This is a genomic window from Microbacterium sp. MYb66, assembly GCF_002979435.1.
Taxonomy (GTDB): domain Bacteria; phylum Actinomycetota; class Actinomycetes; order Actinomycetales; family Microbacteriaceae; genus Microbacterium.
Genome location: NZ_PCOV01000002.1, coordinates 662282 through 674895, shown reverse-complemented (window position 1 = coordinate 674895; position 12614 = coordinate 662282). Strand labels below are relative to the sequence as shown.

General features: G+C 68.4%; 13 protein-coding genes. 7 read left to right on the top strand and 6 right to left on the bottom strand.

The window, feature by feature from the left end:
- Positions 1-24: 24 nt before the first annotated feature.
- Together CQ045_RS07030 and CQ045_RS07025 are read left to right on the top strand one after the other, a co-directional pair.
- Complete coding sequence (locus CQ045_RS07030) at positions 25-759, top strand: GTP pyrophosphokinase family protein (RefSeq protein ID WP_105722022.1); 735 nt, start codon at positions 25-27, stop codon at positions 757-759.
- A 21-nt stretch (positions 760-780) separates the two neighbouring features.
- Entirely contained in the window at positions 781-1056 is a 276-nt protein-coding gene (locus CQ045_RS07025) for a hypothetical protein (RefSeq protein WP_105722020.1), read from the top strand.
- Between the two features lie 37 nt (positions 1057-1093).
- Here CQ045_RS07025 and CQ045_RS07020 read toward each other — a convergent pair whose 3' ends face one another.
- The 6 genes from CQ045_RS07020 to CQ045_RS06995 all read right to left on the bottom strand — a co-directional run bounded on the left by CQ045_RS07020 (position 1094) and on the right by CQ045_RS06995 (position 8818).
- On the bottom strand, positions 1094-3340 hold the full coding sequence (locus CQ045_RS07020) for a TIM-barrel domain-containing protein (RefSeq protein WP_105722018.1): 2247 nt from the start codon (positions 3338-3340) through the stop codon (positions 1094-1096).
- Positions 3337-4449: a glycoside hydrolase family 15 protein gene (locus CQ045_RS07015; protein WP_105722016.1), complete on the bottom strand. Its 1113-nt coding sequence runs from the start codon at positions 4447-4449 to the stop codon at positions 3337-3339. The genes CQ045_RS07020 and CQ045_RS07015 overlap by 4 nt, the downstream gene beginning before the upstream one ends.
- 60 nt (positions 4450-4509) lie before the next feature.
- Positions 4510-5769 (bottom strand): sugar ABC transporter substrate-binding protein, encoded by a 1260-nt coding sequence (locus CQ045_RS07010; protein WP_105722014.1) that lies wholly within the window; start codon positions 5767-5769, stop codon positions 4510-4512.
- A gap of 67 nt (positions 5770-5836) precedes the next feature.
- Positions 5837-6652, bottom strand: coding sequence for a carbohydrate ABC transporter permease (locus CQ045_RS07005; protein ID WP_105722012.1), 816 nt, complete (start codon positions 6650-6652; stop codon positions 5837-5839).
- Complete coding sequence (locus tag CQ045_RS07000) at positions 6645-7592, bottom strand: carbohydrate ABC transporter permease (RefSeq protein WP_105722010.1); 948 nt, start codon at positions 7590-7592, stop codon at positions 6645-6647. Before CQ045_RS07000 ends, CQ045_RS07005 begins: the two co-directional genes overlap by 8 nt.
- Entirely contained in the window at positions 7592-8818 is a 1227-nt protein-coding gene (locus CQ045_RS06995) for an ROK family transcriptional regulator (RefSeq protein WP_219844398.1), read from the bottom strand. Before CQ045_RS06995 ends, CQ045_RS07000 begins: the two co-directional genes overlap by 1 nt.
- Positions 8819-9153: 335 nt before the next feature.
- Here CQ045_RS06995 and CQ045_RS06990 point away from each other — a divergent pair, with 335 nt between their 5' ends.
- From CQ045_RS06990 to CQ045_RS06970, 5 genes are all read left to right on the top strand, one after another.
- Complete coding sequence (locus tag CQ045_RS06990) at positions 9154-9519, top strand: hypothetical protein (RefSeq protein WP_105722006.1); 366 nt, start codon at positions 9154-9156, stop codon at positions 9517-9519.
- The gene (locus CQ045_RS06985; RefSeq protein ID WP_105722004.1) at positions 9516-9779 is read left to right on the top strand and encodes a hypothetical protein; all 264 of its coding nucleotides are present in this window, start codon (positions 9516-9518) and stop codon (positions 9777-9779) included. The genes CQ045_RS06990 and CQ045_RS06985 overlap by 4 nt, the downstream gene beginning before the upstream one ends.
- Positions 9780-9849: 70 nt before the next feature.
- Positions 9850-10887: a peptidoglycan-binding domain-containing protein gene (locus CQ045_RS06980; protein WP_105722002.1), complete on the top strand. Its 1038-nt coding sequence runs from the start codon at positions 9850-9852 to the stop codon at positions 10885-10887.
- Positions 10877-11494, top strand: coding sequence for an ABC transporter ATP-binding protein (locus tag CQ045_RS06975; RefSeq protein ID WP_105722000.1), 618 nt, complete (start codon positions 10877-10879; stop codon positions 11492-11494). The genes CQ045_RS06980 and CQ045_RS06975 overlap by 11 nt, the downstream gene beginning before the upstream one ends.
- A complete protein-coding gene (locus CQ045_RS06970) occupies positions 11494-12567 on the top strand; it encodes a hypothetical protein (protein ID WP_105721998.1) in 1074 nt (357 codons plus the stop codon). Before CQ045_RS06975 ends, CQ045_RS06970 begins: the two co-directional genes overlap by 1 nt.
- Positions 12568-12614: the final 47 nt, after the last annotated feature.

Here is a 12614-nt window from a genome sequence, read left to right as displayed (position 1 = left end):
TCACGAACCCGTAACGTCGATGACATGTCGACCGTTCACGTGACCGAGGACACGATCAACCGGGCCCGCGAGCTGCGTGACGAGCTGCAGCGGTTCCTGCGCGAGTACGAGTTCGGGATGCGCGAGGTCGAGACCAAGATCTCGATCCTGCGGGACGAGTTCACGCACGACCACGCGTACAACCCGATCGAGCACGTGAAGAGCCGTCTCAAGTCGCCGGACAGCATCGTCGAGAAGATCGCCCGCAAGGGGATCGCCGAGCCCGACTTCGACCGCATCCGCACCGAGATCACCGACATCGCCGGCGTGCGCGTGACCTGCAGCTTCGTCGCCGACGTGTACCGCCTGTTCGACCTGCTCACCGCGCAGGACGACGTCACGGTGCGCACGGTCAAGGACTACATCGCCCACCCGAAGGCCAACGGCTACAAGAGCCTGCACGCCATCATCGAGGTGCCGGTGTTCCTGTCGACCGGTGCGCTGTCGGTGCCGGTGGAGGTGCAGTTCCGCACGATCGCGATGGACTTCTGGGCGAGTCTCGAGCACAAGATCTACTACAAGTTCTCGAACCAGGTGCCCTCGCACCTCGTCGACAGCCTGTCGGACGCCGCCGATGCCGCCGCCGAGCTCGACAGCCGCATGGAGAGACTGCACCGCGAGGCGCACGGCGTGCCGCAGCGTCAGCTCGCCCCGCCGCCGCCCCCGGCGCCGCGCTCTGCTCCGCCCGCCGCGCCCGCGTCGCGGGTCGTCGGCGTCTAGCACGCGGTACGGTCGATCCCGATGACTTCGACGACTTCGATCGCTCCGCCCGCCTCGCGTCTGCGCGAGGATCTCGCGGAGCTCCCCCTGCTCGACGGCGGCGATCCGCGCTGCGAGTGCGACCACGGCGCCGGCGACGACTACGTGGCATGCGGAGACAAGGCGCGCTGGCGGGTCACGATCGAATGCGCCTGCGGCGGCGGACATCCCCGCCGTGTCGAGCTGCTGTGCACGCAGTGCCTGGCCAACCGGCGCCGCGATCTCGAGCGGGAGTCGATCACGATCCGCCCCATCTGACGCCAGCCGTCCGGACCGCCGAGGCGAGCCGACCGGATCAGACGGCGAAGATCGACTCCAGCGTCGGCCAGGTCGATGCACGGCAGAACACCGGGATGCGGTCGCGCGGGGTGCGGGTCGTCATGACCGTGCCCCCCGGCACCGACGCCCCCGTCCACACGTCGACCCAGTCCCCGGGCGGCAGGTACACGGGCCACTCCGCGGCGCCGGGCTCGAGGACCGGCGCGACGAGCAGTTCGTCCCCCAGCATCCACTGGAGCGGATGCTCCCATACCCGCGCGTCGGCCGGGTGGTCGAAGTACAGCGGTCGCATCAGGGGCCGGCTCGTGCGGATCGACTCCCGCGCCTGCTCGGCCAGGTACGGCACGAGGCGTTCGCGCAGGTGCACGAGCGCGCGCACCTCGGCGATCACCGTGTGGTCTCCGGTGCGTTCGGCGATGTTCCAGGGCGTGCGGTCCCGCGAGGGGAGACGGTGGTGGTTGAACTCGGAGTGGTACTGCATGATCGGCACGAAGACGCTGGCCGCCATCGCCCGCACGTACAGCTCGGGGTCCGGGATGTCGCCCGAGAACCCGGCGATGTCCCAGCCCCAGTAGAGGATGCCGCTGGCGGCAGCCGAGAGCCCGGCGAACATCGACCAGCGGAAGGCCTCCCAGGTCGAGTTCTCGTCTCCTGCCCAGAACGCGCCGTGCGCCTGGGACCCCGTGAACCCGGCGCGGCTGAACGTCACCGGCGCCTTCCCGGCTGAGGCGAGCAGCCGCCCGTATGCCGCGGCGTACGCCACCGGGAAGAGGTTGTTCGACTCATCGCCGTGGCTGCCGTCGAGATAGCGCAGGTCCGCACCCCAGGCGTGCTCGCCGCCGTCGGTCTTGAACCCGTCGATGCCGACCTCTTCCACGAGGTAGCGGCGCTTCTCGGTCCACCAGCGCGCGGCACGCTCATCGGTCAGGTCCGGCATGAGGCCGAGGGGGAACCACCAGCCGCGGTTGCGGTACGGGCGCAGCGAGCCGTCGGGGGCGACCTCCTTGATCAGCACGTCCTCCCGGATCGCGGCCGCCGCGTCGGCGCGCGCCTGCCCCTGGGGGTGCGGCCGCATCTTCATGAGCGGGATCTGCCACAGGTGCACCCGGATGTCCTGCGCGTGCAGCCGGTCGACCATCCCCTTCGGGTCGGCCCACGCACCCTCGGCGGGGAACGAGAAGTCCGCCAGGCGGAGAGGGCCGCCGTCGCTGCGGACGTCGTACTGTGCGTCGCGGAACACCGTGAACGTGCTCTCGTCGCTCCAGGCCTCGATCACGACCGAGCCGACCGGGATGTCATGCTCGCGGTGCAGAGCCATCTGCCGCTCGACCTCGGCCTGCGTGTTCCACTCATTGCCGCTCGCCCACAGCCGGAACACCCAGTCGGGGAGCTCGGTGGGGCGTCCGACCTCGTCGAGGAACGCATCGAGCACCTGGGTCGGGGTGCCCGAGTACAGAGCGAGATCGAGAGCCTCGGCATCCGCACCGGCGTCGGTCTCCGCCTCGACGACGAGGCGCGTCGCGTCCGATGCGCCGAGGTCGAACCACACTCGCCGCGACGTGCGCACGTGGAGGCCCCAGCCACTGCCGCCCACGATGTGTGCGAACGGCATGGGCAGGTAGGTCCGGCGGTGGGCGCCCTGGCTCTTGTACTGCTCGAAGACCACGGAGTCGAGGCGTTCGCCGCGGTGGTCCAGGGCGTCGAAGCGCTCGCCGAGACCGGTGACGTGCTCGTCGGTGGTCAGTGGAAGAGCGAACCGCACGCGCAGGATGCGCTCGCCGTCGTCCAGCACCTCGATATCCGACGGGCGTGCGGCGACGGCCGGAGAGCCGCTCACGCGCACCGTGTCGGAAGCGCCGGGTCGCCAGGTCGCGACGCGGCAGTCGAACCACCGCGTGGTCTCCGCCGAGCCGCCGGGGCGGAGAGCGCTGAACCGGTAGCGCAGCGTCGCCCCGGGCGGGACGGTCGGCAGAGTCAGCTCCCACCCTCCGGCCGCGCGGTTCTGGCGGGCCTGCGCAGACGCGAGGTGCCCGCCGTCGACGGACTGTCCCCGCGACGAGCGGGCGACGGGTGAGAGGCGGTGCCGCTCGGAGCGCGTGCCGTCGGCATCCCGGATCTCGAGCTCGACCTCGACCGATTCGGCATCGGCGGAGGTCCGCACGCCGAGGCGCAGGGGGGCGTCCGCGACCGGATGCACGGGGGAGCGCTGCTCGGTGTCGTCGGAGTACGGATGGCCGGACCCGGCCGGGCGGTGGCGGATCATGCGACGACCTCCCCGAGCTCGACCGCGAGGCGCAGCAGCATCGCATGGCTCCACAGCAGCGGTGTCGCGACGGTTCCCCACCGGTCGATCCACTCCTGACGGAACGCCGGGTCGAGCAGGTGGTCGTCGACCTGCTCCGGGAGCATCCGCTCGGCGGTCGCGGTGCTCGCCGCCCACTCGAGTGCCCGCCGCGCGCCGTCGTGGTCACCGGTGGCGGCCTGCGCGAGGCCGAGGAAGCAGGTCAGCAGCGGCCACTGTCCGCCGCCGAAGAACGTGTCGGCGCGGAAGCGGTGCACGCCGCCGTCGACCGAGAGCTCGCGCTCGATGGCGGCGACCGTGCCCGCCGCGAGGGGGTCAGCGGCCGGGATCACCCCGAGCGGGGCGATCAGCGAGCTGAGGCTGCCGTCGACCGCGTCGTCGCCGATCCACTTCACGAGGTGCCCGTCGGCCGTGCCGTCATGGCGCAGCATCCGATCGATCGCGTCCCGCGCCGCGAGCGCGGACCGCAGGCGCTCGCCCTCGACCAGCCCGGCGGATGCCGCCGCGGAGAGCCCGGCCGCGATGCAGCCCAGCGTCGAGACGTGCACGTGCTCGGAGTGCTCCTCCCACCAGTCGAAGCAGGGTCGCTGCCAGGAGCTGACGAGGTAGTCGACGGTGAGCTCGGCCGCACGGCGCCAGCGCTGCGCGTCGAGGCCGTGTCGCTGGGCATGGGCGACAGCGGCCCAGAGCCAGGTTCCGTAGCCGTCGAGCTGGAAGTCCCACCAGTCGTCGTCGCCGAGGTCGCCGGCGATCGTGAAGCGGGCGGGCAGCATCCGGTCGTCGGGCACCGGTCGACCGGATCGCGCCCCCGCGACGATCTCCTCGATCGTGCTCTCATGTCGGATCAGCACGTCGGAGCACCAGTCGAAGAATGCGGTCGCGGACTCGATCGCCCCGGCCGCCGAGACGCCGTCGGCGATGAACGCGCCGTCGCGGAACCAGCAGTATCCGCGGTATGCGGAGAAGTCCGGACTGGCGGGATAGGCGCCGTTCGGCTCCTGCAGGGAGGTGATCACGGATCGCGAGTGCGTGAGGAGGGCACCGAGGTCGGTGTGCACGGGGGACGTCATCGGGGGAACTCCTGTGGTCAGAGGGGCGGGCCGGTCGGCCCGCCCCGGGGTGATGTGGCGTCAGCCGAGCAGCGCGTTGACGCGCTCTTCGGCGGAGTCGAGCGCCTCCTGGACGCTCTTGCGCCCTGCGGCGGCCTCGGTGAGCTCCTCGCTCACGATGTCCTGCATCTCGGTCTGGCCCTCCCCGATCGACGGGGCGAGAGCGACCTGCTCCAGCGAGTCGAACACGGCCTGACGGTTCGCCGGGTCGCCCTTGTCCAGGTAGGCGTCGAGCTGGCTCTCGTCGGCGATCGGCGGCAGCTCCCATCCGCTGTCCAGCCGCACGTCGACCATGGTCTTCGAGCTGGTCAGGAACTCCGCGAAGCGCTGGGCGGCATCCGCGTTCTTCGTGCCGGCCGACACCGCGACGCCGTTCGAGAACAGCGCGCTCGCGGGGGTGGCGTCACCCGGCTCGACTGCGATGTCCCACGCGAAGCCGGCGTCGGCGAGGCCGCCGAACATCCAGATTCCCGTGTGCCACATGGCGAGCTTGCCCTCGGCGAACAGTCCGCTGTCGAAGTCGGGGGTGCCTGCGCCCTGCTCGGCCGTCGGCATCGTGGTGCCGCTCTTGCCGACCAGCCACTCGGCTGCCGCGAGGCCCTCGGGGGAGTTGAACGCCACGGCCGAGCCGTCCTCGTTCAGGAAGTCTCCGCCGGCCTGAGCCACGGCCTTGTAGTACTCGTGGTAGCTGATCGGCTGGTAGTCGCCCCAGACGCCGGCTCCGGCATCCGTCAGCTTCTCCGCCGCTGCCTGCTCGTCCGCCCAGGTCCAGTCGGAGGTGGGGTACTCGATGCCGGCGGCGTCGAACAGGTCGGCGTTGTAGAACAGCACGACGTTCGAGAACGAGCTCGGCAGGGCGTACTGCGTGCCGTCCGTGGCATAGGCGTCGGCGAGGGATGCCTGGTAGACGTCGGTGTCGACGCCCTCCAGGGGTGCGAGAACGCCGTTGGCCTGGTAGGCCGCGTAGTTGGCGAACTCGATGTCGAAGACGTCCGACACCGTGCCGCCGGCGAGGTCGGTCTGCAGCGCCGTGAAGTAGTCCGCGTACGGGAGGGTCGTGACGTCGACCTTCACATCGGGGTTCTCCTTCTCGAACGCCTCCACGATGGCGGCGAGGTTCTCCTCGTTGCCGCCGTTGGAGATGAAGTTCGAGTACGTGATGGTGACCTTGTCGCCGTCGCCGGAGGCGTCCGTGCCTCCGGACGAGCATCCGGCGAGCGTCAGTCCGACGACCGCGAGGGCGGCGACGGTGCCGACCGGGGTCCATGCTGTGCGTGACATGGTGGGTGTTCTCCTTCTCATCGGGTGGTGCGTGATCGGGTGGTGCAGATGGTGCAGATGCTGCGGGTCACTTGATCCCGGAGCTGGCGACGCCCTGGATGACATATCGCTGGGCGAACACGTAGATGGCGAGCATCGGGAGGATCGAGACGACGGAGCCCGCCATCATCACGTCCCACTGCGTCGTGTACTGGCCCTGGAGCCCGGCGAGCGCGAGGGGCAGCGTCTGCAGCTCGGCGGAGCGCAGGATGATCAGCGGCCACAGGAAGCTGTTCCAGCTGCTCATGAACGCGAACACGGTGAGCGTGGCGATCGTCGGACCGACGAGCGGCAGCACGACCGTGCCGAAGATGCGGAAGTGCCCGGCGCCGTCGAGCGTGGCGGCCTCGTCGAGTTCGCGCGGCACCGAGTTCATCGCCTGCCGGAGCAGGAACACCCCGAAGGCGCTCGCCACGCTCGGCAGCAGCACACCGAGGTAGGTGTCGACGAGTTGGAGATCGCGCATCTGCACGAACAGGGGCACGATCAGCACCTGGATCGGGATCATCATGGTCGCGAGGTACACCGCGAACACGGCGTCCCGTCCGGGGAACGGCATCCGGCTGAACACGTAGGCGGCCATCGAGCTCGTCAGGAGCTGCAGCAGGGTGGTGACGACGGCCAGGACCAGCGAGTTGAGCACCACGCGGGCGAACGGCGTGTTCGCGAAGAGCTCGGTGTAGGCCGAGAACGAGGGGTTCTCCGGGATCAGGGGCGGCGTGGAGGAGAGCCCGGCGCCGGGGGAGATCGAGGTCACGATCGTCCACAGGAACGGGAAGAACATGATCAGCGCCCCGAGCACGACCACGGTCGTCAGGGCGATGGTGCCCAGGCGCTTACGCATAGTTCACCCACTTCTTCTGGCCGCGGATCTGCACGATCGTGACGACCAGCACGAGGAGGAACAGCATCCAGGAGAGAGCGGATGCCTCCCCGGCGCGCCCGTATCGGAAGGTGAGGTCGTAGATCTGCTGCACGACGACCGTGCTCGCCCCGGCCGGTCCGCCTCCGGTCATCGCATACACCTGGTCGAACACCTGGAAGCCGTTGATGAGCGAGATCACGACGACGAAGAACGTCGACGGCGACAGCATCGGCATGGTGATGCTCACGAGCCGACGCCAGGGGCCTGCACCGTCGACGCGGGCGGCCTCGTAGAGGTCGGTGGGGATCGCCTGGAGCCCGGCGAGCAGGATGATCATCACGAAGCCGAGGTCCTTCCACGCCGACGCGATGATGATCGAGGGCATCGCCCACGCCGGGTCCGTCCACCATCCGGGTCCGTCGATGCCGACGAGGCCGAGGACGAAGTTCACGATGCCGATGTCGGGGTTGAGCAGCCAGCGCCAGACGAGGGCAACGACGATCCAGCTGGTCACGACGGGCAGGAAGTAGACGCCTCGGAGCAGGTTGCGCGCGGGGATGCGGCTGTTCAGGGCCAGTGCGAGGGCGAGGCCGCCGAAGTAGACGAGGGGCAGGTACCCGACCAGGTAGTAGAGCGTGTTGAGGAAGGCGCGGTGCGTCGCCGGATCCTTGACGAGCTTGACGTAGTTGTCGAAGCCGACCCACTGCATCGGCGACAGCAGATTCCAGCTGTGCAGGCTCGTCCACAGCGCGCCCACCATGGGGTACAGCGTGAACATGACCAGCGGCAGGGCGCTGGGCAGCAGGAAGATCAGCACGGTGATCGCGTATCGCGCTCGCCGGGAGCGGCGTCCGCGGGCGGGAGGGCGCGGTGTCGCCGGCGGGGCCTTCACGGCCGGAGGGGACTCGACCGCGGTCATCAGCGGCCTGCTCCCCGGGCCCCGTCGCGCGGGGAGGGCTCGGTCAGACGCTCGCGCACCAGTCGGCCCTGCTCGCCGGTGCGGCCGGCCGCGTCGAACGGCGTCGCGAGCACGAGGCTCGCGGCACCCTGCGCCCACCGGTCGTCCTGCCAGGTCTCCACGGCGACCGGGACGCCGCGCTTGCGGGGCATGAGGCCGGAACGGAGTGCCGGTTCGAAGCCGTAGGACCAGTGGTTCCACGCCTCGACCCCTTCGCCGAGGAGGATGACGATCTCGGGGTCGATCGTGTTGACGATGCCGGCGAGTGCCCGTCCCAGGAGGTGCCCGGCGTGCGAGAACAGCTCCTGCGCGGCGGCGTCGCCCTCGTTCGCGCGGCCCTGCAGGGTGCGTATGCCGGCGGCCTCGCCGATGATCCCGCGCGCGCGAGCGGCGGTCACCAGGGCGTCCTCGCCGATCAGCGACTCGAGGCAGCCGTCGGCGCCGCAGGCGCAGCGAGGACCGTCCTCCTGTGTCGGCAGGTGGCCGATCTCACCGGCCCCTCCGCCATGACCGCGCAGCACGGCGCCGTCGGCGATGATGCCTGCGCCCACGCCCGTGCCGATCGTGACGACGAGGACGTTGTCGTGTCCCCGTGCCTGGCCGTGGAGCAGCTCGGCCATCGCGAGTGCGTTGACGTTGTTCTCGACGAGCACGGGGAGCGACAGCTCGCGGCGGAGCACGTCGCCGAGCGGCACGTGGCTCCAGCCCAGCTGCGTGGAGTCGACGTTGCCGAGACTCTGGTCGTCCACGTCTCCCGGCACGCCGACGCCGACCCCGAGGAGCGGGCGGTCGCTGCCGCCGGCGATGAAGGCGCGCAGCAGGGTGGCGAGGGTGGGGATCGCCGTCGCAGCCGCCGCGTCGAAGGGCTCGGACGCCGAGCGGACGACGGTGCCGTCGATGCCGACCTCGACCACGGTGATGTGATCGGCGGCGACCTTCACTCCGATGACGCGACCGGCATCGGCGACGAGTCCGAGCAGTCGTGCGGGACGCCCGCCCTGCGAGGGGCTGTGGTCCAGTTCGATGAGCAGCCCGTCGGCGATCAGCTGCTTGGTGATCTGCGTGACCAGCGCCGGTGACACGCTCAGCAGCCGCGCCAGGCTTGCTCGCGAGGTGGGTCCGAGCGCGCCGACCTGGGCGAGGACGGCGGAGCGCATGATGTCGGACCGTGCCGAGGACTGAGTCACTGGAACCCCTTTGTTTAGGACTAAATGAACTATAGAAACAAGTCTCAGGTCCTGTCAATGCCGAGGCATCTCGTCGATTCGCGAAGCTGCCACGCGACCCGGTGCCCCGCGGCTGCCGGGAAGTCGCCATTGAGCAGTCGGCCGATATCATCTAACGTGTTACGCGACAGTGCGCGTCGAGGATTCGAACAGGGAGCAGTGCTCATCAGATCGAGGGAGAAACGCCATCCTCTACCGCGATGGCAGCGTCTGGGCGAGTGCTCAGTGATGAAGAAGTGTCGGGTGTCGGGCGTCGTCGGCGGCATCGACGTCTCACCCGGTAGGCAGGGGCAGGGATGAGCAGGCGGGCGTTCTTCGTCGCGACGGCAGTGATCGCGGCATCGGCTCTGTCCGGGTGTACCCCGGCGCCAGAAGAAGGTGCGGGGCGTCTTGCGCCGTCGCTGACCGCGCTCATCGACCAGGCGCTGGCCAGTGATGATCTGTCCCAGTGGGACAGGGCAGCACTGGAGAAGGCGAGCGAAGACGGCCAGATTTCACAGGCCGACTACGTCGAGGGGATGGACCTCTTCGACGCGTGCCTGAAGTCGGCGGGTGTCGAGTTCACTCGGACGACGCTCTTGAACGGGGTCATCGAGCTTTCAGCCGCCTCCCGGACACTACTCCGATGCCGAGATCCTTGCTCAGGGCAAAGCGCAGCATGAGTGTTACGACTCCAAACGCCGCCACCCAAGAGATCTTTCGGATGCAACAGGCGAATCCCGACTTGTTGGCGGACTTCCCCCAGGCGGCGGTGAACTGCCTGAAGAAGGCTGGGGTGGTCGACGATCAGTTCACCAAAGAAGACTTCGAGAACGCCTCCGGTTCGGGGGCGCAGCCGGCTGAGTATCCGTTCGATGTGATGGATCCCAAGGTGCAGACCTGCCTCTATTCCTTGGGATACAGCGTGAAAGTCGACGAGTAGCGGGACGTGCGTTGACCAGCTCTGGCGTGAATGGGCCGTTGGCAATCGCTGTTGAGGGTTCGGAGTTCGAGTGAAGCGCGCGCTCATCGTCACCGCGGCGTTTCTTCTCGGTTGCGGCATCGTCGTCGGCGCGGCCGTCGCTTACTACTTCTTGCCCGCCCCGGGTGGCGATCTGGCCCCCACCCCGGAGGAGAAGACGTATCCGGTGACGCTCGTCGACTTCGTCGATCAGCGAACGCTACCGCTGACTCCGACCTTCTCGGAGGGCTCAGAGCTACGAGCAGCCGCGGCGGGGGTGGTGACGAGCAGTGCCTGTGTTCCGGGGCAGGCCTTCGCATCGGGCACGGTGGCGTTCTCCGTTGACGGGTCGCCCGTGATCGCCTTGTCCGCGGATGTGCCGTTCTACCGAGACCTTCGCTGGGGGGACGCCGGCGCTGATGTGGACTCTCTCCGCCGTGCTCTTGCCGCTCTGGGGTACTCGGTCGAGCCTTCGGGGAAGTTCAGTCGGGACGTTTTCGAGGCACTCTCCGCGATGCAGGAGAAGGACGGCTTAGCCTTCGACGACGGGGGTTTTCATCTCACGGACTTCCTCTGGGTGCCACCCACAGCTGCCGCGGTCGACAGCTGCGAGGCGAAGATCGGGCAGAGCTACCTGCCCGGAACGACATTCGCCGCGACGGCACGAACGCTCACGGCTCTGTCACTGGTGAGGGATGAAGCCGAGCACATGATTCCCGGCGAGCGAAAGCTCCAGGTCTTCGGCGTCGCGGTCGTCATACCTGAGAACGGTGTCCTCGCAGATCCGGAGGCTCTCGCCCAGATCGCCGCTTCCCCGGACGCTGAGAAAGAACTCACGGGCAAGGGAGAGGATGAGTCGGCGTTGATCTCCGGCACGAGTGAGCTGGTCACGGCTCTCCGCGTGGCACCCGTCCCCGCCTCGAGCGTCTTCGGTGTTCACGGCAGTCAGGGCTGCGTCGAATCGGAGAGCAGGACGTATCCCGTCACCGTGGCAGGAGTGAATCTCGGGATGTCCCAGATCATCTTCGACGGCGACCCTCCACCGAAGGTTCTGCTCCAACCGGACCCGGGGGCGTGTCGTGCCGGATGATGAACCGAGCCTTATCCTCGAGGCGGTCGGGCATAGCTGGGGTGACGGGTCTCCTCTCTTCGAAGGCATCAGCGCGATACTTCGGCCAGGTGACGTCACGGCGCTGACGGGGCCCTCCGGGTCTGGAAAGTCGACGCTGCTGTCGATCATCGCCGGCTGGCTGCCCGCAGCCTCGGGGCGAGTCCAACGCGTCGGGGTCGACAGAACTCATTGGGTCTTCCAGAATCCGTACGGGCAGCCACGTCGCAGAACCCGTGACCATGTCGCCTATCCCTTCCTCGCTCGGGGCCTCGGGCGAACGGAAGCGGATCGGGAAGCAAGCGAGCTCCTCGCCCGGTTCGGCCTCGACGATCGGGGCGATCGGCCTTTCGCGGACCTCTCCGGCGGCGAGGCGCAACGACTGATGCTCGCACGTGCCGTCGCGACGCGCCCCGATCTTCTCCTTGTCGATGAGCCCACCGCGCAACTCGACCGGGCCGCTGCACGAACCGTGAACGATGTCCTGGCCGGGCTTGCCGATGCCGGCTCGATTGTGCTCGTGGCCTCCCACGACGCCGACACGATACGAGTCTGCAGGAGGTCGATCGACCTGGGGACTGTGAGTTGATGCGCATCTCCGACATCGCTGGAGAGGCGATCCGTAACATCAGATCCGGATCCGGCCGTGCCGGCACGATAGCGCTGATCCTCGTCCTTGCGTCGACGGCGCTTCTTGCCGTCGACGCGGCTGCCATCGGAGCGTTGCAGGCACGAGCCGAGCAGGTCCGTTCACAAGCGGGAGCGATCCGTGTCCTCGTCGCCGATCAAGCTATCGATCCGACTGCGTGCTCGAGCCTTGACGAACTGGAGAGCATCACCGACGCCGGACCGATCTGGCAGCTCGACTCGATACAGCTCCTCGCCCTGCCCCGGGTTGAAGTACCCGTCTTCGAGCTCAGTCCTGGAGTCGCCCGGATGCTGGAGTTCCCCAGCATCCGGCCCGGTGGCGTCTACATTCCCGAGTCCCTCGCCGAACGCTGGTACGCCGGCGAAGGAAGCCGGCTCGACACCTCCCATGGCCCTGTCGTGATCGATGGCGTCTACAGGTACTCCGAAGACGACGGCCGAGACCCACGCCTCGCCAACGCCATCGTCGTCGTAGGCGACGCGTCTGAACAGGCCTCCGAATGCTGGTACAGCGTCTGGCCACCGTCCAACGCTGCCGACCAGTATGCGTACGGAAGCATCACCACCTCCGGACCGGAAGACTCCGCCCCCCAGATTGCGCCGCTGAACCCGGCAGTGGGACAGCGGTTCGACTTCACACGCGAATACACCACTCGGGTCACGGCGCTTGCTGCCGCCGGAGTCGTCGCTCTTTTCGGGGTGCTGGCTTTCAGCTTCACTGCCCGCAGAAGGATGGAGGTGGCAGGCAATCTGCATGCCGGAGCACGTCGTCGCGACATCCTCGCGGGGATCGCCATGGAAACCGTCATCTGGGCACTCGGGGCAGCGGTAACCACGTTCGTCTTCACCAGGCTCGCGGCGAGATTCCTCCTCCGCGAGGCATTGGCTGGATACGAGACCTCCTTGATCATCACCCTGGTCATCGCCACAGGCGCTGCCGTCATCGGGGCAGCCATCCCCGCCATCCTGACTCGAGAGGATCGTCTCTTCGTCCTCTTCAAATCGCGTGCCTAGGACAGTCGGTCGAGTGGATTCGTCTCCGCGCTGACCTGACCCACGCA

What these genes read in the sequence shown, in the direction of transcription:
- CQ045_RS07025 (WP_105722020.1), top strand. Translation starts at nt 781, where the DNA reads ATGACTTCGACGACTTCGATCGCTCCGCCCGCCTCGCGTCTGCGCGAG.
- CQ045_RS07020 (WP_105722018.1), bottom strand. Translation starts at nt 3,340, where the DNA reads ATGATCCGCCACCGCCCGGCCGGGTCCGGCCATCCGTACTCCGACGAC.
- CQ045_RS06985 (WP_105722004.1), top strand. Translation starts at nt 9,516, where the DNA reads ATGAGTGTTACGACTCCAAACGCCGCCACCCAAGAGATCTTTCGGATG.
- CQ045_RS07010 (WP_105722014.1), bottom strand. Translation starts at nt 5,769, where the DNA reads ATGTCACGCACAGCATGGACCCCGGTCGGCACCGTCGCCGCCCTCGCG.
- CQ045_RS07030 (WP_105722022.1), top strand. Translation starts at nt 25, where the DNA reads ATGTCGACCGTTCACGTGACCGAGGACACGATCAACCGGGCCCGCGAG.
- CQ045_RS06990 (WP_105722006.1), top strand. Translation starts at nt 9,154, where the DNA reads ATGAGCAGGCGGGCGTTCTTCGTCGCGACGGCAGTGATCGCGGCATCG.
- CQ045_RS07000 (WP_105722010.1), bottom strand. Translation starts at nt 7,592, where the DNA reads ATGACCGCGGTCGAGTCCCCTCCGGCCGTGAAGGCCCCGCCGGCGACA.
- CQ045_RS07015 (WP_105722016.1), bottom strand. Translation starts at nt 4,449, where the DNA reads ATGACGTCCCCCGTGCACACCGACCTCGGTGCCCTCCTCACGCACTCG.
- CQ045_RS06970 (WP_105721998.1), top strand. Translation starts at nt 11,494, where the DNA reads ATGCGCATCTCCGACATCGCTGGAGAGGCGATCCGTAACATCAGATCC.
- CQ045_RS07005 (WP_105722012.1), bottom strand. Translation starts at nt 6,652, where the DNA reads ATGCGTAAGCGCCTGGGCACCATCGCCCTGACGACCGTGGTCGTGCTC.